Origin of the sequence: Corynebacterium xerosis NBRC 16721 = ATCC 373, assembly GCF_001552415.1 — a bacterium.
Lineage (GTDB): Bacteria > Actinomycetota > Actinomycetes > Mycobacteriales > Mycobacteriaceae > Corynebacterium > Corynebacterium xerosis.
Window position 1 is genome coordinate 92,716 of the sequence record NZ_BCRD01000002.1, and the last position, 19,483, is coordinate 112,198.

The 19,483-nt window shown below is 69.8% G+C and carries 19 protein-coding genes; 7 read left to right on the forward strand and 12 right to left on the reverse strand.

Translation table 11 applies throughout. From position 1 onward, the window contains the following. Positions 1 to 6: 6 nt before the first annotated feature. From CX1_RS03320 to CX1_RS03330, 3 genes are all read right to left on the reverse strand, one after another. On the reverse strand, positions 7 to 1,266 hold the full coding sequence (locus CX1_RS03320) for a hypothetical protein (protein ID WP_046651054.1): 1,260 nt from the start codon (positions 1,264 to 1,266) through the stop codon (positions 7 to 9). Positions 1,267 to 1,353: 87 nt separating this feature from the next. Continuing rightward, entirely contained in the window at positions 1,354 to 2,364 is a 1,011-nt protein-coding gene (locus CX1_RS03325) for a C40 family peptidase (protein WP_255217630.1), read from the reverse strand. Further along, entirely contained in the window at positions 2,361 to 2,708 is a 348-nt protein-coding gene (locus CX1_RS03330) for a hypothetical protein (protein WP_046651438.1), read from the reverse strand. Before CX1_RS03330 ends, CX1_RS03325 begins: the two co-directional genes overlap by 4 nt. 121 nt (positions 2,709 to 2,829) lie before the next feature. Here CX1_RS03330 and upp point away from each other — a divergent pair, with 121 nt between their 5' ends. Continuing rightward, complete coding sequence (gene upp, locus CX1_RS03335; protein ID WP_046651437.1) at positions 2,830 to 3,465, forward strand: uracil phosphoribosyltransferase; 636 nt, start codon at positions 2,830 to 2,832, stop codon at positions 3,463 to 3,465. A gap of 82 nt (positions 3,466 to 3,547) precedes the next feature. Here upp and CX1_RS03340 read toward each other — a convergent pair whose 3' ends face one another. Together CX1_RS03340 and CX1_RS03345 are read right to left on the reverse strand one after the other, a co-directional pair. Continuing rightward, entirely contained in the window at positions 3,548 to 4,177 is a 630-nt protein-coding gene (locus tag CX1_RS03340; protein ID WP_060925285.1) for a hypothetical protein, read from the reverse strand. A gap of 90 nt (positions 4,178 to 4,267) precedes the next feature. Continuing rightward, a complete protein-coding gene (locus CX1_RS03345) occupies positions 4,268 to 4,855 on the reverse strand; it encodes a hypothetical protein (protein ID WP_046651436.1) in 588 nt (195 codons plus the stop codon). A gap of 330 nt (positions 4,856 to 5,185) precedes the next feature. Here CX1_RS03345 and CX1_RS03350 point away from each other — a divergent pair, with 330 nt between their 5' ends. Both CX1_RS03350 and CX1_RS03355 read left to right on the forward strand, forming a co-directional pair. Next, positions 5,186 to 6,418, forward strand: coding sequence for an amidohydrolase (locus CX1_RS03350; protein ID WP_174520142.1), 1,233 nt, complete (start codon positions 5,186 to 5,188; stop codon positions 6,416 to 6,418). Positions 6,419 to 6,488: 70 nt separating this feature from the next. Further along, positions 6,489 to 7,898: an NAD(P)H-quinone dehydrogenase gene (locus CX1_RS03355; protein ID WP_046651434.1), complete on the forward strand. Its 1,410-nt coding sequence runs from the start codon at positions 6,489 to 6,491 to the stop codon at positions 7,896 to 7,898. A gap of 106 nt (positions 7,899 to 8,004) precedes the next feature. Here CX1_RS03355 and CX1_RS03360 read toward each other — a convergent pair whose 3' ends face one another. The 4 genes from CX1_RS03360 to CX1_RS03375 all read right to left on the reverse strand — a co-directional run bounded on the left by CX1_RS03360 (position 8,005) and on the right by CX1_RS03375 (position 10,551). Continuing rightward, positions 8,005 to 8,289 carry a mycoredoxin gene (locus CX1_RS03360; protein ID WP_060925286.1) on the reverse strand — a complete coding sequence of 95 codons (285 nt, stop codon included), beginning with the start codon at positions 8,287 to 8,289 and terminating at the stop codon, positions 8,005 to 8,007. A 61-nt stretch (positions 8,290 to 8,350) separates the two neighbouring features. Further along, a complete protein-coding gene (locus tag CX1_RS03365; RefSeq protein ID WP_052753353.1) occupies positions 8,351 to 8,911 on the reverse strand; it encodes a dihydrofolate reductase in 561 nt (186 codons plus the stop codon). Further along, on the reverse strand, positions 8,911 to 9,738 hold the full coding sequence (locus CX1_RS03370; RefSeq protein WP_046651432.1) for a thymidylate synthase: 828 nt from the start codon (positions 9,736 to 9,738) through the stop codon (positions 8,911 to 8,913). The genes CX1_RS03365 and CX1_RS03370 overlap by 1 nt, the downstream gene beginning before the upstream one ends. 54 nt (positions 9,739 to 9,792) lie before the next feature. Continuing rightward, positions 9,793 to 10,551 carry a 3'(2'),5'-bisphosphate nucleotidase CysQ gene (locus CX1_RS03375; RefSeq protein WP_046651439.1) on the reverse strand — a complete coding sequence of 253 codons (759 nt, stop codon included), beginning with the start codon at positions 10,549 to 10,551 and terminating at the stop codon, positions 9,793 to 9,795. A 66-nt stretch (positions 10,552 to 10,617) separates the two neighbouring features. Between CX1_RS03375 and CX1_RS03380 the strand changes: the two genes are divergently transcribed. Both CX1_RS03380 and CX1_RS03385 read left to right on the forward strand, forming a co-directional pair. Then, the gene (locus CX1_RS03380) at positions 10,618 to 11,022 is read left to right on the forward strand and encodes a YccF domain-containing protein (protein WP_046651431.1); all 405 of its coding nucleotides are present in this window, start codon (positions 10,618 to 10,620) and stop codon (positions 11,020 to 11,022) included. Positions 11,023 to 11,162: 140 nt separating this feature from the next. After that, positions 11,163 to 11,747: a lipoprotein LpqH gene (locus tag CX1_RS03385; protein WP_046651430.1), complete on the forward strand. Its 585-nt coding sequence runs from the start codon at positions 11,163 to 11,165 to the stop codon at positions 11,745 to 11,747. A gap of 203 nt (positions 11,748 to 11,950) precedes the next feature. Here the strand turns inward: CX1_RS03385 and pgi are convergent, their stop codons facing one another. Beyond that, positions 11,951 to 13,585 (reverse strand): glucose-6-phosphate isomerase, encoded by a 1,635-nt coding sequence (gene pgi / locus CX1_RS03390; RefSeq protein ID WP_060925287.1) that lies wholly within the window; start codon positions 13,583 to 13,585, stop codon positions 11,951 to 11,953. Between the two features lie 181 nt (positions 13,586 to 13,766). Between pgi and CX1_RS03395 the strand changes: the two genes are divergently transcribed. Then, entirely contained in the window at positions 13,767 to 15,239 is a 1,473-nt protein-coding gene (locus CX1_RS03395; protein WP_082719128.1) for an NAD-dependent succinate-semialdehyde dehydrogenase, read from the forward strand. Here the strand turns inward: CX1_RS03395 and CX1_RS03400 are convergent. Together CX1_RS03400 and CX1_RS03405 are read right to left on the reverse strand one after the other, a co-directional pair. After that, positions 15,220 to 16,521 (reverse strand): MFS transporter, encoded by a 1,302-nt coding sequence (locus tag CX1_RS03400; protein ID WP_046651428.1) that lies wholly within the window; start codon positions 16,519 to 16,521, stop codon positions 15,220 to 15,222. The two genes, CX1_RS03395 and CX1_RS03400, sit on opposite strands and share 20 nt — an antisense overlap. 91 nt (positions 16,522 to 16,612) lie before the next feature. Further along, positions 16,613 to 16,921, reverse strand: coding sequence for a chorismate mutase (locus tag CX1_RS03405; protein ID WP_082719129.1), 309 nt, complete (start codon positions 16,919 to 16,921; stop codon positions 16,613 to 16,615). Positions 16,922 to 16,975: 54 nt separating this feature from the next. On the opposite strand from CX1_RS03405, the gene pcrA reads away from it, so the two are divergent. Then, positions 16,976 to 19,483 (forward strand): DNA helicase PcrA, encoded by a 2,508-nt coding sequence (gene pcrA, locus CX1_RS03410; protein ID WP_082719067.1) that lies wholly within the window; start codon positions 16,976 to 16,978, stop codon positions 19,481 to 19,483.

The following is a 19,483-nucleotide window of genomic DNA, read 5'->3' on the forward strand; positions in this document are numbered from 1 at the left end:
CTGCCGTTACAGCTTGGTGGTGAAGCGGGCGGTCAGACCCTTCTCCAGGCGGGCCCAGCCATCGGCCTCGTCGTCGTACGGCGGCACCGGCTCGGACTGCTCGCCGGTGTCGAGGAGGTAGTTGAGCAACCACTGCAGCTGCTGGTTGCCGGCGAGGACCTCGTTGACGGCGTCGTCGCCCGCCCAGTCGGCGGAGTCGGCCAGCAGCTCGTAGGCGCGGCCGAGCTGCGCCGGATCGACGCTGGCGGGGCCGGCCTTGATGTCCTCGATGAGTCCGGTGAAGGAGTACTCGTTGTCCGGGTGCACGACCGTCTCCAACTCGCCGGCGTTGGCGGCGGTCATGACCTCGTCCCACGTGCTCATGGCGGCCAGATCGTGGTCGTCGTTCTCGATGAGCCACCGCACCAGGGTGCGCGGCTGCGGGAACGTGTGGATCGAACCGTGGCGGCCCAGGAACACCGGGGCGCCGTCGAGGTAGCAGCGAAGCGTGTACAGGGTGCGGCCTCCGATGGCGATGCGCACCGGATCGATGCCCGCCCGCGCCCACACCGTCGAGTCGTACGGGTCGGCTTCGTCGGCGGCGGCCGCCGCGGCGGCCTTCTCCTTCGCGCGGGCCTCCTTGGCGGCGGCGCGGCGGGCCTCCACGGTCTTCTCGGCCTCCTCCAGCTCCGCTTCGGCGGCCTTCACCGCGTCGGCGTCGGGCTCGCCGGCGGCCTTGCGGCCCTTCGTGAACAGCTCGTCGAGGGCGTCGACGCAGTTGTCCCAGTTCAGCAGGATGACGCGGCCGATGGCGGACCACTGGGCGGCGCCCGCGCCGTGGAAGTGGTCGGCGCCGTTGGCGGTGGCGGCCAGCACGGAGTTCGACGCGAACATTCGGTTGATGGGCGTCACGTCGGCGATGGCGCCGATGGAACGCGTGATGCCCAGGGCGCGATCGGCAGTGGAGACGTGGTCGTGATCCGCCTTGCCGGCCAGGGTGTCGGGCAGGCCGACCAGGTCGTGGCGGTCGCGGGGCTCCGCGATGACCGACGCCGGCAGTTCGTTTTCGAAACGGCGCCACGACGGGTGCGACGTCATGTCGTGGGCTCCCCCGGAACGCAGGTGGGCCAGCAGCTCCGCCCGCGAGGAGAACATCAGGACGTCGTCGCCCTCGCCCATCAGGGCCTGCCACTCGGCGTTGCCCTCCCGCCAGCTCGGCGCCCACAGCGTGTACGCGGTGCCCTCGGTCAGCTCCAGCTCAATGGCGACGATGCCCTGCCTGGCCATGGTTCGTCCTAACGTCGTTCAATCGGTGATCGGTGCACCCGGAAGGATACCCGGCCAGGTGGGGGAGGCGACCACGCCACGGCCGGATCAGCCCGTCGGCCGCCAGAACCCCCGGAACCCCATGTCCATGTTCGTGGTGCGGATGGGGTTGACCTGCACGGGATCGCCGGCTTCGACCATCTGGCCGTCGCCGACGACCATGGCGACGTGGCCGTCCCAGACCACCAGGTCGCCCGGCAACAGCTCCGAGCCGTCGACGGGCCGGCCGACCGCCTGTTCCGCCGCCGTGCGCGGGATCTCGACGCCGGCCTGGCCGTAGGCCCAGTGCGTGAGCCCGGAACAATCCAGACCGACGCCCGGGGTGTTGCCGCCCCACTGGTACGGGGTGCCCACCGCCGACAGGGCGTGCTGCACCGCGGCACGCGCTTCCGGCGTCGGCGCCCCATCGCCGGCGCCGGTCTCCGATGCCGTCCCCGTGCCCGACTCCGGTAGCGCGGTCCTTCCGGAACCTGCTCCGAACCTCGAAGCAGCAGTCCCCGTCCCCGGAGCGCCCGCCCCCGCCATGGCCGGATCCGTCATTCCCGCCGGCACCATCGGCGGAGCGGGGATGTCCACGTCCGCCCCCGCGATGGACTCCAACGTCGACGTCGGTGCGGTCAGCTCCGCGTCGAGCCGCGCCAGCCGCCCGCCGGCTTCGCCGAGGGTTTCCACCGCGTGGCCCTGCATCCCCGTCATGGCCAGCAGCGGCGCCGCCGGTCCCGCCCCCATCGCCCCGGGGGCGCTGCCCGCGCATTTCACCAGGAATTCGGCGGCCAACATCGCCAGGTCGACCGCCGCAGCGGCGATGGCGCCGAGCCCTTCGGTGGCGGCCGCGTCGATGCCCGTCGCATGCCCGTCGACTTCCGCGGCGCCCGTCGCCGCGCGCAGCAGGCTCGTCGCCGCCGAGTCGCCGCCGTCGCCCGTCCACTGCCGCGCCACCGATTCCGCCACGCCGAACCAATCGTCGACCATCGCGGGGGCCGCGGCCGCGCCCGGCGCCGCGACCGCCGGGATGGCCGAGGCCAGCAATCGCGGGACGTCCTGCATCGGGGAGATCACGCCATCGCCTCCCCGTCGCGGCCGAAACGCCCGGACGACGCCGACTCGACGTCATCCACCGCCCCGGTGAACCAATCGATGGCCCCGGCCGCCCCGTCGGCGTAGTCGGCCAATGCACCCACCCGCGCCTGCTGGGCCCGCGCCGCCGACGACAGCGCGGCCAGGAACCGGCCGATGCCGGAATCCCCGGCGACGGCGGGCACGTGGGCGTCGTCAAGCGGCACCGGAAAGGTCCCGGCCTGCGGCGACCCGCCCACGGACAGTCGGCGCAACGCCGCCGCGGAGGCCGCCAGCGACTCCGGATCGGCGGTCAGGTGGGGGCTCGGAAGTGGTGGGAAGGGCATGGGGGCTCCTCTGCTCGCGAAGAATCGTGTCGCCCCCTTAGACGCGCCCCGGCACCGATCGGTTCCATCTGATTTCCGCGCGCCCCCTGCCCTCTGCCCCCGTCGTTGTATTTTGGAGGCCATGGACATCACCGTCGTCGACCATCCGCTCGCGGCGTCGCGCCTCACCATCATGCGCGACGCCCGCACCGACAATTCGGGTTTCCGGACCGCCCTCGCCGACCTCGGCGCGATGCTGATCTACGAGGCCAGCCGCGGCCTCGACGTCGAGGACTTCGACGTGGAAACACCCGTGACCACCGCCCGCGGCCACCGCCTGCGCAAGCCGCCGATCGTGGTGCCCGTCATCCGCGCCGGGCTGGGCATGATCGACCCCGCGCTGTCGATGATCCCCGACGCGCAGGTCGGCTTCATCGGCCTGGCCCGCGACGAGGAAACCCACGAGCCCGTGCCCTACCTCGAGGCGCTGCCGCATGATCTGTCCGGCCAGCCGGTGTTCCTCGTCGACCCGATGCTGGCCACCGGCGGGTCGCTGCTGCACGCGCTGCGCCTGCTGGTCGATCGCGGCGCCGACGACATCACCGCCGTGTGCATGGTGTCGGCGCAGCAGGGCGTCGATGCCCTGGAGGATTCCGGCCTGCCCGTGCGCCTGGTCACCGCGACCATCGACCCGGATCTCAACGACGACGCCTACATCGTCCCCGGCCTCGGCGACGCCGGCGATCGCCTCTACGGGCCGCGCAACATCGATCTGTAGGCCCGTCACTTTCGGCCGTCGGCGGCTTTGGGTTGGTCGCTTGACGACGGCCGGTGCGGCGGTCCAGCGGCCGGCCCGTTGGTCAGGCCCGCCCCCACGCGGTGGCGGCCTGAGTGTCGCGGACCTCGTTGTTTTCGGTGATCATCAGGCCGTCGGGGCTCATCTGGTACTTCCAGGCGCCGTTGCGGGCGACGATGCGGTCGCCTTCGTCGACGATGATCGGCGCCTCCAGCGAGCCGACGTCGCCGGCGTCGCCGCGGTAGTACTTGTCGCCGCCGGGGGTTTCGCAGGCGGCGGCGCGGGTGCCGGTTTCCGTGGCGACGACGGCCAGTGCGCGGTCGCCGTCGTGGCAGCGGGCGCGGGAGGCGATCCAGCCGCGGGCATCGACGTCGTCTCGGCCCGTGCCCAAATCATCGCGGGGCTCGGTCGTCGGCTCGGAGCTGGAGGTGCTGGTCCGGGTCGACGACGTGGTGGAACCGGACGTGCTCTCCGAAGTCTCCGATGAAGAGGGGGAGGGGGAACGGCTTTCCGACGTCTCCTGCGACGCCGGGGCTCCCGGGGCGGCGGTGGGGACGCCGGGGTCGTCGTCGCCGTCGGCCAGGTACAGGCCGACGGCCACCGCGACGACGAAGACCAGTGCGGCGGCGACCACGCCGATGGCGATGGCCAGCGTCCTCGAGGTGGTGGCGTCGCGATCGTCGGATGAGCTCATGGGCTCATTGTTGCAGGGGCCCGTGACGGATGTGAAGGATGGGGCCGAAGTTGCACGGCGGCCGAAAGGTCCGCCGTGTGGCCGCAACCGTCACTCGGCGCCCCACACCTCCGCGGGGTACGAGTGCTTGACCACGTTGTTCTCCGTGATCACCAGCCCGCTCGGCGACATCTGGTACTTCCAGGCGCCGTTCTGCGCGACGATGCGGTCGCCTTCGTCGACGATGATGTCGGCCTCCAAGTCACCGGCGGTGCCGGTACCGCGGTAGTACATGGGGCCGTCGGCGTTCATGCAGGCCACGGTCAGCATCGGATCGCCCGCCGAATCGCGGACCATCAGCACCGCCACCGCCTGGCCGCGCATCCCGCACCGGGCGTAGGAATCCTTCCATCCGTAGGAGTCGACGTCCGAGCGGCCGGTGCCCAGATCCGTGGGGGTCGAGGACCACGTGCGCGGCGTCGACGTGGCCGTGTGCCGCGTCTGCCCCGCATCCTCCCGCGCCTCTTCGGTGACGGTGACGGTCTCCGGCTGAGCCTGTTGCCCGGCGACGGTCGTCGGCTGCGCGACCGGGGCGACCGGGCCATCACCACCGGGGCCGCCGGAGGCTCCGGAATCCCTGCCGTTCAGCCACATGCCCACGCCCACGCCGGCGACCAGCATCAGGGCGATCACGGCCACGGCGATTCCGCCGATGAGCGCCCCCGAGGCCCTTGACCCGCGAGCCGGGCCCACGGGGGCGGCCGGATGCGCCGACGTTCCGGGAAAGGGCTGCGACGGCGGATGGGGGTGAGACGGCGGATGGGGGAAGTTCTGCCCGAACCGAGGCTCGTGGTGGAAGGAGGAGCTGTCGGAGTACGGGAAATCGCCATTGCCGCGGGGGCTGTTCATGCCGCCATTGTCGCAGAACAGCGGCGTTGCATCGACGGAACGGAGGAGGCACCGCCCCCTCATGGGCCGAGACCACCCCGCAAGTCGGCGGCCCGGGTGCGCCTACACTCGGAAATTGTGATGGAAGACTTCATTCGGGACTGGTGGACGCGCAACGAAGGTCAGGTGCTCGCGTGGCGCCGGCATCTGCATGCCCATCCCGAGTTGTCGCACATGGAGCACTCCACGACGCAGTTCGTCGCCGACAAGTTGCGGGCGGCGGGCCTGGAGCCCGTCATGTTCCCCAACACCGGGCTGATGGTGGACATCGGCGACGCCTCCGGCAATTCCGGGGCGGCGGGGGAGCGGGTCGGTCGCCTGGCGTTCCGCGGCGACATGGACGCGCTGCCGATCACCGAGGCGACGGGATTGTCGTACTCCAGCGTCAACGAGGGCGTCATGCACGCCTGCGGCCACGATTTTCATACGGTGATCACCCTGGCCACGGCCATCGCCATGGCGGAGTACCAGCGCGAGCACACGCTGCCGGTGCCGTTGCGGTTCATCTTCCAGCCGGCGGAGGAGGTCATGGTCGGCGGCGCCCCCGACGTCATCGAATTCGGGGCGCTCGACGGGGTCGAGCGGATCTTCGCCGTGCACTGCGAGCCGAAACTGCGCGTCGGCCACGTCGGCGTGCGCGTCGGCGCGATCACGTCGGCGTCGGACACTCTGGACATCCACGTCGAGGGCCCCGGCGGGCACTCCTCGCGCCCGCATCTGACCACGGACGTCGTCTATGCGCTGGGCAAGCTGGTCACCGATCTGCCGGGGCTGCTCAGCCGCCGCGTGGATCCGCGCACCGGCACCGTCCTGGTCTTCGGTGCCATCAACGCCGGCTACGCGCCCAACGCCATCCCGGCCGAGGGGCGGTTGCGGGGCACCATCCGCACCGCCGACATCAAGACGTGGCGGGCGATCGACCCGCTGCTGCGCGAACTCATCGACGAGGTGCTCGCGCCGACCGGCGCCACCCACCGGCTCGACTACGAGCGTGGCGTGCCGCCGGTGCTCAACGACGATTACTGCACCGCCCTGGTCGCCGAGACCGTCCGCCGCGTCGACGAGAACGCCGTCATCGAGGCACCGCAGTCGTCGGGCGGCGAGGACTTCGGCTGGTACCTCGAGCACGTGCCGGGGGCCATGGCGCGCCTGGGCTGCTGGTCGGGGCGCGGGGAGAAGCATGATCTGCACCGCGACGACATCGTCGTCGACGAACGCTGCCTCGGCGTCGGCGTGCGGCTCTTCGGCGGCATCGTCGCCCGCTACGAGAACGGAGACTCCGACCGTTCGGGCCCGGCGATCCGCATGAACTGAAGCCCGTCGGGCAGGGTCCGCCGCCTCCGTTAGACTGGGCGACGCATAATCAGGCGAACATGGAGGACCCGTGACCAAGAGGATCGTGATCATCGGCGGTGGCCCCGCCGGCTACGAGGCGGCGCTCGTCGGCGCCAAGTACGGTGCCGAGGTCACCGTGGTGGAAGACGCCGGCATGGGCGGCTCCTCCGTCCTGTACGACTGCGTCCCGTCGAAGGCGTTCATCGCCGCGACCGGCGTGCGCACCGACATGCGCCGCGCGGACGACATGGGCCTGCGCCCGGACTTCTCGTCGCGCAAGATCGACTTCACCGCCGTCAACGACCGCGTCCGCCACCTGGCCGAGTCGCAGTCGGACGACGTCCGCGCGCAGATGGACCGCGAGGGCATCCGCATGCTGCAGGGCCGCGGCCGACTGGACGACTACGAGCCGGGCCGCATCACCCACTACGTCACCGTGGAGCTGCTGGAGGGCGGCGAGGAGACCATCGAGTGCGACCTCGTGCTCGTGGCCACCGGCGCCTCCCCGCGCATCCTGCCGGGCGCCCGCCCGGATGGCGAGCGCATTCTGACGTGGCGCCAGGTCTACGACCTCGAGGAGATGCCCGAACACCTCGTCGTGGTCGGTTCCGGCGTCACCGGCGCGGAGTTCGTCTCCGCGTTCACGGAGCTCGGCGTGAAGGTGACCATGGTCGCCTCCCGCGACCGCATCCTGCCGCACGAGGACGCCGACGCGGCCGACGCCCTGGAGGGCGTGCTGCTCGAACGCGGCGTCGACGTGGTGAAGAACGCGCGCTGCGACCTCGTCGAGCGCACCGACGACGGCGGCGTCCGCGTGGTCACCTCCGACGGTCGCGAGGTTCTGGCCTCCCACGCCCTGATCACCGTCGGTTCCATCCCGAACACCGCGGACCTGGGCCTGGAGGCCGTGGGCGTCGACATGGCCCAGTCCGGCCACATCAAGGTCGACCGCGTCTCCCGCACCTCCGTGCCGGGCATCTACGCCGCCGGCGACTGCACCGACCTGTTCCCCCTGGCGTCGGTGGCGGCCATGCAGGGCCGCATCGCCATGTACCACGCGCTGGGCGAGGGCGTGTCGCCGATTCGCCTGCGCACCGTGTCCTCGGCCGTGTTCACGCGCCCGGAGATCGCCACTGTCGGCGTCTCGCAGGCGCAGATCGAGTCGGGCGAGGTTTCCGCCCGCGTCGAGGTGTTCCCCCTGGCCGGCAACCCGCGCGCGAAGATGCGCTCGCTGCGCCGCGGCTTCGTCAAGCTGTTCTGCCGCAAGAACTCCGGCATGATCATCGGCGGCGTCGTCGTGGCGCCCACGGCGTCGGAGCTGATCTTGCCCATCGCGGTGTGCGTGTCCAACCAGCTCACCGTCGCCGACCTGGCCAGCTCCTTCTCGGTGTACCCGTCGCTGTCGGGCTCCATCACCGAGGCCGCGCGCCAGCTCATGGCGCACGACGACCTGGATTAGGGCCGTCGGCGCGATCCCCGCGTCATGACGAAAGCCGCCCGGTTTCCCGGGCGGCTTTCGTCGTTGCCGGTCCCCGAAGGGGACGGGCGGCACTATTTGGGCGGCACTACGCGGAGGTCAGCTCCGCGTGCTTGATCTCCACCTCGGCCGCGGCCGGATTGGTGGCGTGGGTGCCGTCGGAGTACAGGACGGTGGGCACGACGCGGTTGCCGCCGTTGACCGACTCGACCCAGGCGGACAGGTCGGCGTGCTTCTCCACGTCCCAGGCCTCGAAGGGGACGCCGCGCTGCTTCAGGCCGCTGATCAGCGACTGGCAGTACGGGCACCAGCTGGTCGCGTAGATGGTCACGGCTTCGGTCGTCTTCGGCAGGGGCAGCTTGTCGTTGGTCATGAACCCTGCAACGGCGCCGCCACCGGGAATGTTCCGGTGGACCCCCGCAGGGTGGCCGACGTCACTCTTCGCGGGGCCGCCACGTGGTGAAGCGGAAGCGGGGGCCGTTGGACGACGTCGCCCACTCTCCCTTGCGGACCGGGCGCCAGCCGAGCAATTCCGGGGCGAGGACCGGGGTATCGACCTCGAAGACGCCGTCGACTTCGGTGACCTCGCACTCGTCGGCGATGCGCAGCGCCTCGCGGTAGACGCGGCCGCCGCCGATGATCCACGCGACCGGCACATCGCCGATCAGATCGAGGGCGGTGTCGAGGGAATGGGCGAGCTCCGCGCCGGGGACGTCCTCAGGCGTCATCGACCGCGACAGCACGACGTTGCGCCGGCCGGGCAGCGGACGGAACTTGGCGGGCAGCGAATCCCACGTGCGGCGGCCCATGATCACCGGCGCGCCCATGGTCGTGGCCTTGAAATGCGCCAGGTCCTCCGGGATGTGCCACGGCATCGAGTCCCCGTCGCCGATCACGCCGTCCGACGACTGTGCCCACATCATCCGGATGGAGGCCGGACGGCCGGGACGCCGGCCGTCGTCAAGCGAGGCCTGCCCCGACTCGAACCCGGACATCAGACCGACACCTGCCCGCGGATCGGCGGGTGCGGGTCGTAGCCGACGACCTCGACGTCGTCGAAGTCGTAGTCGAACAGCGACTCCGCCTTGCGCAACTTCAGCGTGGGGTAGGGGCGGGCGTCGCGGGAGACCTGCAGCTCGCACTGCTCGACGTGATTGTCGTAGATGTGGCAGTCGCCGCCGGTCCAGATGAACTCGCCGACCTCCAGGCCCGCCTGCTGCGCGAACATGTGCGTCAGCAGCGCGTAGCTGGCGATGTTGAACGGCACTCCCAGGAACATGTCGGCGCTGCGCTGGTACAGCTGGCAGCTGAGCTTGCCGTCGGCGACGTAGAACTGGAACAGCAGGTGGCACGGCGGCAGCGCCATGTTCTCCAGCTCCGAGACGTTCCACGCCGACACGATGTTGCGGCGCGAATCCGGGTTGTTCTGCAGCGTGTCCAGCGCACGGGAAATCTGGTCGATGTGCCGGCCGTCGGGCGTCGGCCACGACCGCCACTGCACGCCGTAGACCGGCCCGAGATCGCCGTCGGCGTCGGCCCACTCGTCCCAGATGGTCACGCCGCGCTCCTGCAGCCACGTCGCGTTGGAATCGCCGCGCAGGAACCACAGCAACTCGTAGATGATCGACTTGAGGTGGACCTTTTTCGTGGTCAGCAGCGGAAAGCCTTCGGACAGGTCGTAGCGGATCTGCCGGGCGAACAGCGACCGGGTGCCGGTGCCCGTGCGGTCGGCCTTCGGGGCGCCGTCGGCGAGGATCTCGCGGAGGAGATCCTCGTACGGCGTCTTCACGGTCGTGGCGGAAGGGGAGGTGCTCGCGCTCATGCGGCCCAGGGTACCGGCCCACCGAAAGAGCGTCGGAGGGCGGTGGCCCGCCGCCTAGAAGTCCCCGTGCTTCTCCTTGTATTCGGCGACCGCGGCGAGGATGTCGTCGGCGATCTCCGGGCGGCAGAACAGCATGTCCGGCATGAACGTGTCGACCTGGTTGTACTCCGGCTCCGAACCGTCGAGACGGGAAACGTGCAGGCCCGCCGACTTGCAGACGCCCACCGGCGCGGCGGAGTCCCACTCGTACTGGCCGCCGGCGTGGATGTACGCGTCGGCGTCGCCGAGCAGCACGTGCATGGCCTTCGCGCCGGCCGAGCCCATGTGCACCAGCTCGCGGCCCAGCTTCTCGGCGACGAACTTGCCCACCTCCGGCGGGCGGGTGCGGGAGACGACGATCTTGTTCGACATCGGGCCGGTGACGGCCTTCGCCTCTCCGGTGTGGAAGACCTGGCCGAGATCCGGCAGGCCGACGGCCGCGTGGACCGGGGTGCCGTCCTCGATCAGCGCGATGTGCACGGCCCAGTCCTGGCGGCCACCGGCGAACTCGCGGGTGCCGTCGAGCGGGTCGATGATCCAGACGCGGCTGTTGTCCAGGCGGTCGCGGTTGTCGGCGGCTTCCTCCGACAGCACGGCGTCGTCGGGGCGGTGCTGCTGGAGCACGCGGGCGATCCACTCCTGCGACAGTGCGTCGCCGGCGTCGCCGAGCACGCGACCGCGCAGCAGGCCGACGTTGCGCACGCCCTTGAGGATTTCGCCGGTGCCCTGGGCCAGGCGGAGGGTCAGGATGTCGTCATCGACGTAGGCAGACATGTCTTCGATCATAGGGTGTGGCCGATCGGCGCGCCCGATGCGGGCGGAGTGAATACGCTCGGGCGCATGAACCTCGTACTCAACCTCATCTGGCTCATCTTCGGCGGCATCTGGCTGGCGCTCGGTTACGTGCTCGCGGGCGTCGTGGCCTGCATCTTCATCGTCACGATCCCGGCGGGCGTGGCCTCGTTCCGCATGGCGTCCTACGCCCTGTGGCCCTTCGGCCGAGTCGTCGTCGACCGCCCGGGCGGCTCGGCGGGCGTCAACGTCTTCATGAACGTCATCTGGTTCGTCATCGCCGGCGTGTGGCTGGCCATCGGCCACATCACCACCGCCATCGCGCAGGCGATCACCATCATCGGCATTCCGCTGGCCATCGCCAACGTGAGGATGATCCCCGTGACCTGCTTCCCCTTCGGCAAGGAGATCGTCGACGCCGACCGTGCCCGCAGCGGGTTCTCCCCCTTCTGACGCGGACTTGCGGCGACTCGCCCCGGTCGCCGAATTGTGTGACATATGCGTAACGGTTCCCCTTCAATTCGGGAATGATGCTTGGCGACGAGAGTGAATGGCCGTTACCTTTGAGTTGCGTACCGAGTGAAATATTGAAGATGACGACGATGAAGAGGACGACGAAGATGAAGCTCCGCAACCGCACCGCCGCTCTGCTCGCCATTCCGGCGCTGACGCTGGCCATGACGGCCTGCTCCGACAACGAGGACACCACCGTCGTGACCGACGCCCCGGAGGACACCAAGATCTCCGAGGCGATCTCGGGCGACGATGACGGGGCGACCACGACCACCGACGGCGACGCCACCACCACGACCACCCAGGCCCCGCTGGGCCAGGACGCCGCCGTGGTCCAGGTCGGCGGCAACGACGTCGACGGCCAGTTCACCCCGGTGCGCTGCACCATCGACAACGACGACAACGACCTCGACATCGAGATCGGCGCCGACGATTCCGACACCGGCCAGGTCGACATCGACATCAACGACCCCGAGGGCACCCCGGTCCTGGAGTCGCTGGACATCGACACCGCCAACATGGACATCGAGATCGACGACGACAACGCCGCCAACGCCGTCGTCGAGCGCGACGGCGACAAGTGGCTGATCACCGGCACCGGCAAGTACGACGACGAGGACCGCACCGACGAGGTCCGCGTCGAGGTCATCTGCCCGACCGGATAGAACTTCGCGGCGCAGGCCGCACCGGAAGACGGCCGGGCGGTGGCACGCCTTCGGGCCCACCGTCTGACGCGAACCCCCGACCGGGAGCATCCGGTCGGGGGTTCATCGTGTCCGGGGTTCGCCGCTTTCCGCGCATGCGAAACGGCCCGCCCCTCGGGGGAGAGGACGGGCCGTCGTAAAGCGGGGAACTCCCGGGAACGGGCCTACTTCTTGGAGCGGTACCAGGTCAGCAGCGCGTCGGTGGAGGCGTCGCCGGAATCCGGCTCGGTCTCGCCCGTCACGGCCGGCAGCAGATCGCCGGCCTGCTTCTTGCCCAACTCCACGCCCCACTGGTCGAAGGAGTTGATGTCCCAGATGACGCCCTGCACGAAGGTGATGTGCTCGTAGAGGGCGATGAGCGCGCCGACCGCGGCCGGGGTGAGCTCCTCGGCCAGGATCGTCGTCGACGGTCGGTTGCCCGGCATGACCTTGTGCGGGATCAGCTCGGCGGGCACGCCCTCGGCCGCCAGCTCGTCCTCGTCCTTGCCGAAGGCCAGCACCTTCGACTGCGCGAAGAAGTTCGACATCAGCAGATCGTGCATCGAACCGGTTCCGTCGGCCGTCGGCAGATCCTGGCGGGGACGGGCGAATCCGATGAAATCGGCCGGCACCAGGCGAGTGCCCTGGTGCAGCAGCTGGTAGAACGCGTGCTGGCCGTTGGTGCCCGGCTCGCCCCAGTAGATCTCGCCGGTGTCGCAATCCACCCACTCGCCATCGCGGCGCACCGACTTGCCGTTGGACTCCATGGTCAGCTGCTGCAGGTACGCCGGGAACCGCGACAGGTCCTCGGAGTACGGCAGCACCACGTGGGAGTCGGCGCCCAGGAACTCGCCGTACCAAATGCCCAGCAGGCCCATCAGGACCGGCACGTTCTCCTCCAACGGCGCGTCGAGGAAATGCTCGTCCATCAGGCGGAAGCCCTCGAGGAAACGCATGAAGTCCATCGGGCCGACGACGGCCATGATGGACAGTCCGATGGCGGAATCGACGGAATAACGGCCGCCGACCCAATCCCAGAACCCGAACATGTTGTCGGTGTCGATGCCGAACTCCGCGACCTTCTCCGCGTTCGTGGACACCGCGACGAAGTGCTTGGCCACCGCGGCCTCGTCGCCCAGCTGCTCGATGAGCCAGCGGCGGGCGGCGTGGGCGTTGGACAGGGTCTCCTGCGTGGTGAACGTCTTCGACGCCACGATGAACAGCGTCGACTCCGGGTCCACCTCGTCGAGCACCGCCGACAGGTCCGACGGATCGACGTTGGAGACGAACCGGGCGTCGATGCCGGCGGTGGCGTACGTGCGCAGCGCCTTGGTCACCATCGCCGGGCCCAGGTCCGAGCCGCCGATACCGATGTTGACGACCGTCTTGATGGTGCGGCCCGTGTGGCCCAGCCAATCACCCGAGCGCAGGGCGCGGGCGAAGTCGCGCATGCGGCCCAGCACGTCGTGCACGTCGGCCGCGACGTCCTGGTCATCGACGACCAGGTCCTCCGTCACCGGCAGGCGCAGAGCCGTGTGCAGCACCGCGCGGTCCTCGGTGAAGTTGATGTGCTCGCCCGAGAACATCCGGGTGCGGGCACCTTCCACGTCGGCGGCGCGGGCGATGTCGACGAGCGCGGCCAGCACGTCATCGTCGACGAAATTCTTGGACAGATCGACGCGCAACCCCGCAGCGTCGAAGGTCATCTTCGAGGCGCGCTCCGGATCCCCGGCGAACATGCCGCGCAGATCCAGATCGATGATGCGGTTCTGCTGCTCTTCGAGCGCCTCCCACTGGGGGGTGGTGGTGATGTCCGTCATTGGGTTTCTCCAGCTCCTTCGATGTGGCGGGGACTGCACCGGCGTGGATCGCCGGGGGCGCTCCGCGCCGTTCGTTCGCCCCAACAAGCCTAGTTGCGGTTGGCCCGGCGTGCGGGGCGGGAGAGGGAAGAGGGGCCGGGTTCCATCGACAAAACCTCGTCCCCGGCGCACCATGGACGGCATGGGACATTCAGTGAACGACATTCTTTCCGGCGTGCCCACGCAGCTTTTCCTGGGCGGCACCTTCCGCGACGCCTCCGACGGCGGCACGTTCGAGGTCCGTGACCCGGCGACCGACCGCGTGCTCGTGGAGGTCGCCTCCGCCACGGAGGACGACGCCCGCGCGGCCCTCGACGCCGCGTGCGACGCGCAGGGCGGGTGGGCCGCTACGTCGCCGCGCGAGCGCTCCGACATTCTGCGCCGCGCCTTCGAGTTGATCCTCGAGCATGACGACGAGCTGACGTACCTCCAGTCCCTCGAAATGGGCCGTGCGCTGCCCGATTCACGGGGCGAAGTGAAGTACGCGGCGGAGTTCTTCCGCTGGTTCTCCGAGGAGGCCGTGCGCCTGCGCGGCGACTACCGGCGCTCGCCGGATGGCCGCTCGCGCCTGGTCACCGTCCGCCAGCCGGTCGGCCCGGCGCTGGCGATCACGCCGTGGAACTTCCCGCTGGCCATGGGCGCCCGCAAGATCGCGCCGGCGCTGGCGGCGGGCTGCACGATCATCGCCAAGCCGGCGTCGAAGACCCCGTTGACCATGCTGTACCTTGCCAAGCTACTGGAAGAGGCGGGCGTGCCCGCCGGAGTCGTCCAGGTGCTGCCGACGGGGACGGCGAGCAACGTCTCCGCCATCCTCGACGACGATCGACTGCGCAAGTTCACCTTCACCGGCTCCACGGCCGTCGGCCAGGCGCTGGCGGCGAAGGCGATGGAGACGTCGATGAAGGTCTCCCTCGAACTCGGCGGCAACGCGCCGTTCGTGGTTCTGGAGGACGGCGACGTGGACAAGGCGGTCAAGGCCGTCAAGGCGGCGAAGCTGCGCAACGGCGGCCAGGTCTGCATCGCGCCGAACCGCTTCATCGTCCACGAGTCGCTGGCCAAGGAGTTCACCGACGGCGTCGTGGCCATGTTCCGCGAACTGACCCTCGGCCGCGGCACCGACGAGGACACCGAACTCGGCCCGTTGGCCCTGCGGGATCAGCAGGAGACCGTCGCAAAGCTCGTCGATGATGCAATCGAGCGGGGCGCGACGGTGCACTGCGGCGGAAAGATCCCGCAGCTTTCCGACGACCTGGCCGACGGCTATTTCTACGAGCCGACCGTTCTCACCGGCTTCCCGCTGGAGGCGGACATCGTCGCCGAGGAGATCTTCGGCCCCGTCGTCGCGGTCACCGAGGTTTCCAGCGACGAAGAGGCCATCGAACGGGCGAATGACACGATCTTCGGCCTGGCGGCCTACGTGTTCAGCGAAAACCTCACCCGCGCGCTGGGTGCCGCGGAGGCCATCGAATCCGGCATGGTCGCCGTGAACAAGGGCGGGCTGTCGGATGCCTCCGCGCCGTTCGGCGGCGTCAAGCAGTCGGGCCTCGGCCGCGAGGGCGGTTTCACCGGCATCGACGAATTCCTCGAGGACAAGCTCATTTCGCTGGAGGGGTAGGGGCAGGGGAGGCCGGGTTCTTCGGCACTAGCGCGAAGAGGGTCATGCCGACCACGAGCACCAGCGCGATGCCGCCGATGCCCGCGCGGTCGGTGCCGAAGATGGCCACCAACGCGGCGAAGGCGGCCGGGGCCATCCAACTGACCGCACGCCCGGTGGTGACGTAGAGGCCGAACATCTGGCCCTCGCGGCCCTCGGGTGCAATGCGGGCCAGGTAGGACCGTGCCGCCGACTGGGCGGGGCCGACGAACAGGCACAGCGTCAACCCCAGCGGCCAGAACCACGCCGGGCCGTCGACGAAGAGCAGCGCCAGGGACGTGACCACCATCAGGCCCAGCGACCACAGGATCACCGGCCGCGGGCCGATGCGGTCGTCGAGGAATCCCGCGCCCAGGGCGCCGAGCGCCGACACCACGTTGGCGGCGATGCCGAAGAGGAGGACGTCGGCGGGGGACAGGCCGTAGACGGTCACCGCCAGGATCGCGCCGAAGGTGAACACCCCGGCCAGGCCATCGCGGAACACGGCCTGGGCGACCAGGAACTTGATGGACCGCGGGTCCTCGCGCCACAACTGGCGCAGCTCGCCGAACAGGCGCCGGTAGGACTGGGCGTAACTGGCGTCGATGTCGGCGTCGGGGTCGATTTCGGGGACCCGGAAGAACGTCGGCAGGGCGAACAGCAGGAACCATGCGGCCGCCACGAGGGCGACGACGCGGACGTTCATGCCGTCGGCCGTCGACAAGCCGAAGGCCCCGCCCTCGCCGGCGATGAAGCCGACGTAGCAGATCAAGAGCAGGAAAATGCCGCCGAAATACCCCGCCGACCAGCCGATCCCGGAGACGCGGCCGACGTTGTCCGGGGTGGAGACCTGGCGGAGCATGGCGAAATAGGAGACTTCGGCGAACTCGAAGGCGACGGCGCCGATGGCCATGATGACGATGCCCGGCCAGAACCACGCGGGCTCGTTTTCGATGAAGAACAGCGACGCCATCAGGGCGACGACCACCAGCGTCCACATCGCCATGGACCAACGGCGCCTGCCCTTCGCGTCTGCACGGCGGCCCTGAACCGGGGCGACGACGGCGATGATGATGCCGGCGGCGGCCATCGCCCAGCCGTACCAGGACGACGCCGGGATCGACCCGCCTATGTCCGCGCCGACCGACTCCGTCAGGTACACGGAGTAGATGAAGGTGACCATGACCGCGTTGAAGGCGGCGGAACCCCAATCCCAGGACGCCCAGGCGGCGACGGTGGTGCGGTCCGTGCGTTGGCTGCTCATGTTTCCCAGGCTAACCACCCGGGAGCGCGGGGGCCGGGGAATGGGGAACGGGCCGAGAACCGGCCGGGGAACGGCCGGGAGCCCGAAGGTGCTACCCCAGGCGGCCGCGGCCCATGCGCAGCAGGGCGGTGGCAATGGCGGGGCCCTCGGGGCCGAGCGCGTCGCGGAACTCGTTGATGATCTGCACTTCGCGGGTGTGCACCAGGCGCGTGCCGCCGGAACCCATGCGCGTTTTGCCCACGGCCTTGCTCACCTCGGTGCGGCGCCGGACGGCGTCGATGATGAGCTTGTCCAGGCGGTTGATCTCCTCGCGGTACTTCTCGATCTCCGACGAGCTCAGGGGATCGTCGGTGCCGGTGGGCGTGCGGACGTCGAAGGCCGCGATGAGGTCGTCGTTCATGCGTTCCATTCTGCCAAAGGGGTGATCCGGGGGCTGGGCTAGGCTTGGCCCATCATGGTTGATTCGCTCGGTTTTACCACCTCGCCCACCGGCTCCGCCGCACCCGCCACCGCAGATTCGCGCGATTCCTTCGGGTCCCGCGACGACTTGCTGGAGGGGCTGAATCCGCAGCAGCGGGCGGCGGTCCTGCACGCGGGTCGGCCGCTGCTCATCGTCGCCGGCGCGGGCTCGGGCAAGACGGCGGTGCTCACGCGCCGCATCGCGCACCTCATCGGCGCGCGCGGGGTGCATCCGGGGCAGATCCTGGCCATCACCTTCACCAACAAGGCGGCGGCGGAGATGCGCGAGCGCGTCGCGTCGCTGGTGGGGCCGACCGCGCAGCGGATGTGGGTGGCCACGTTCCACTCCACGTGCGTGCGCATCCTGCGCATGCAGCATGCGCTGGTGCCCGGGCTGAACTCTAATTTCTCCATTTACGACGCCGACGATTCGCGCCGTCTGCTGTCGATGATCGCCCGCGACATGGACCTGGACGTGAAGAAGTTCACGGGCCGGGTGCTGTCCAACCGCATCTCGAATCTCAAGAACGAGCTCATCGGCCCGGACCAGGCGGCGTCGGACGCGGAGACCACCCGCAACCCCTTCGACGAGGTCGTGGCGCGGGTGTTCCGCGAGTACCAGGTGCGCCTGCGGGCGGCCAACGCGCTGGACTTCGACGATCTGATCGGCGAGACGGTGCGCATCTTCCGCGAGCACCCGGATGTGGCGGAGTACTACCGCCGCCGTTTCCGCCACGTGCTGGTCGACGAGTACCAGGACACCAACCATGCGCAGTACGCGCTGGTGTCGGCGCTGGTGGGCAAGCCGGGCGGGGAGGTCCCGCCGAGTGAGCTGTGCGTGGTGGGCGATTCCGACCAGTCGATTTACGCGTTCCGCGGGGCGACGATCCGCAACATCGAGGAGTTCGAGGAGGATTACCCGGACGCCGAGTCGATCCTGCTGGAGCAGAATTACCGGTCGACGCAGACGATCCTGTCGGCGGCCAACGCGCTGATCGCGCGCAACGAGAACCGCCGCGAAAAGAAGCTGTGGACGGATCTGGGCGAGGGCGAGCAGATCAAGGGCTACGTCGCCGACAACGAGCATGACGAGGCCCGGTTCATCGCCAACGAGATCGACGACCTCGTCGACCGCGGCGAGGCGACCTACTCCGACATCGCCGTTTTCTACCGCACGAACAATTCGTCGCGGCCGCTGGAAGACGTGTTCGTCCGCATGGGTCTGCCGTACACGGTCGTCGGCGGCACGCGCTTCTACGAGCGCCGCGAGGTCCGCGACATCGTCGCCTACCTGCGCGTGGTGGCCAATCCGGACGATGACGTGTCCATGCGGCGCATCATCAACACCCCGCGCCGCGGCATCGGCGACAAGGCCCAGTCCCACGTCGCGCTGCATGCGGAGGACACGGGCACGTCCTTCGGGGCGGCGTTGCGCGCGGCGGCCCGGGGCGAGGTGCCCATGGTCGCGGCGCGGTCGCGCAATTCGATGAAGGGGTTCGCGGAGCTGCTCGACGGCATCGCCGCGGACATGGAGTCGGGCGACATCGGCGACATCGGCGATCTGGTGGAGGCGGTCCTCGACCGCACGGGCTACCGCGCGGAACTCGAGCGATCGTCGGATCCGCAGGACGCGACGCGCCTGGACAACCTCAACGAGCTCGTGTCGGTGGCCCGGGAGTTCTCGGCGGAGGCGGCGTTGCGCGAGGGCATGGAGCCGCTTGACGACGCCGATGGGGCGGGTGCAGCGGCCGACGATGGGATGGACGACGGACAGCCCGAGCCGGGGAGCCTGCAGGCGTTCCTGGAACGGGTGTCGCTGGTGGCCGACGCCGATCAGATCCCCGACGACGAGCGCGGCGTCGTCACCTTGATGACGCTGCACACGGCCAAGGGCCTGGAGTTCCCGGTCGTGTTCGTCACAGGCTGGGAGGACGGCCAGTTCCCGCACCTGCGGGCGATGGGAGATCCGAAGGAGCTGGCGGAGGAGCGCCGGCTGGCCTACGTCGGGCTGACCCGCGCCCGCAAGCGCCTCTACATTTCGCGGGCGCAGACGCGGTCGTCGTGGGGCTCGCCGCAGAACAACCCGCCGTCGCGGTTCCTGGGCGAGATCCCGGACGAGCTGGTCGAGTGGCTGCGCGAGGAGCCTGCGACGTCGTGGGGCGGGGGAGCGGCATTCGGACGCGGCTCCGGACGCTCCGGTTTCGGGTCGTCGTCCCGGTCGGGGTACGGCGCGGGCTCGGGCTCCGGTGGCGGCGGTTTCGGCCGCTCCGGCGGGGCCGGCGGCGCGGGCGTGGGCCCGGGCGTCGGGTCCGCGGGCGGGCGGAAGAAGAACAAGGAGCTGCAGCTCGTCGCGGGCGACAAGGTCGTCCACGACAAGTACGGCCTGGGCACGGTCATGTCCGTCGATGGCGTCGGCCCGCGGGCGACGGCGACCATCGACTTCGGTTCGGCCGGCAAGGTGCGGTTGATGCTCATCGGCGGTCTGCCGATGGAGAAGCTCTAG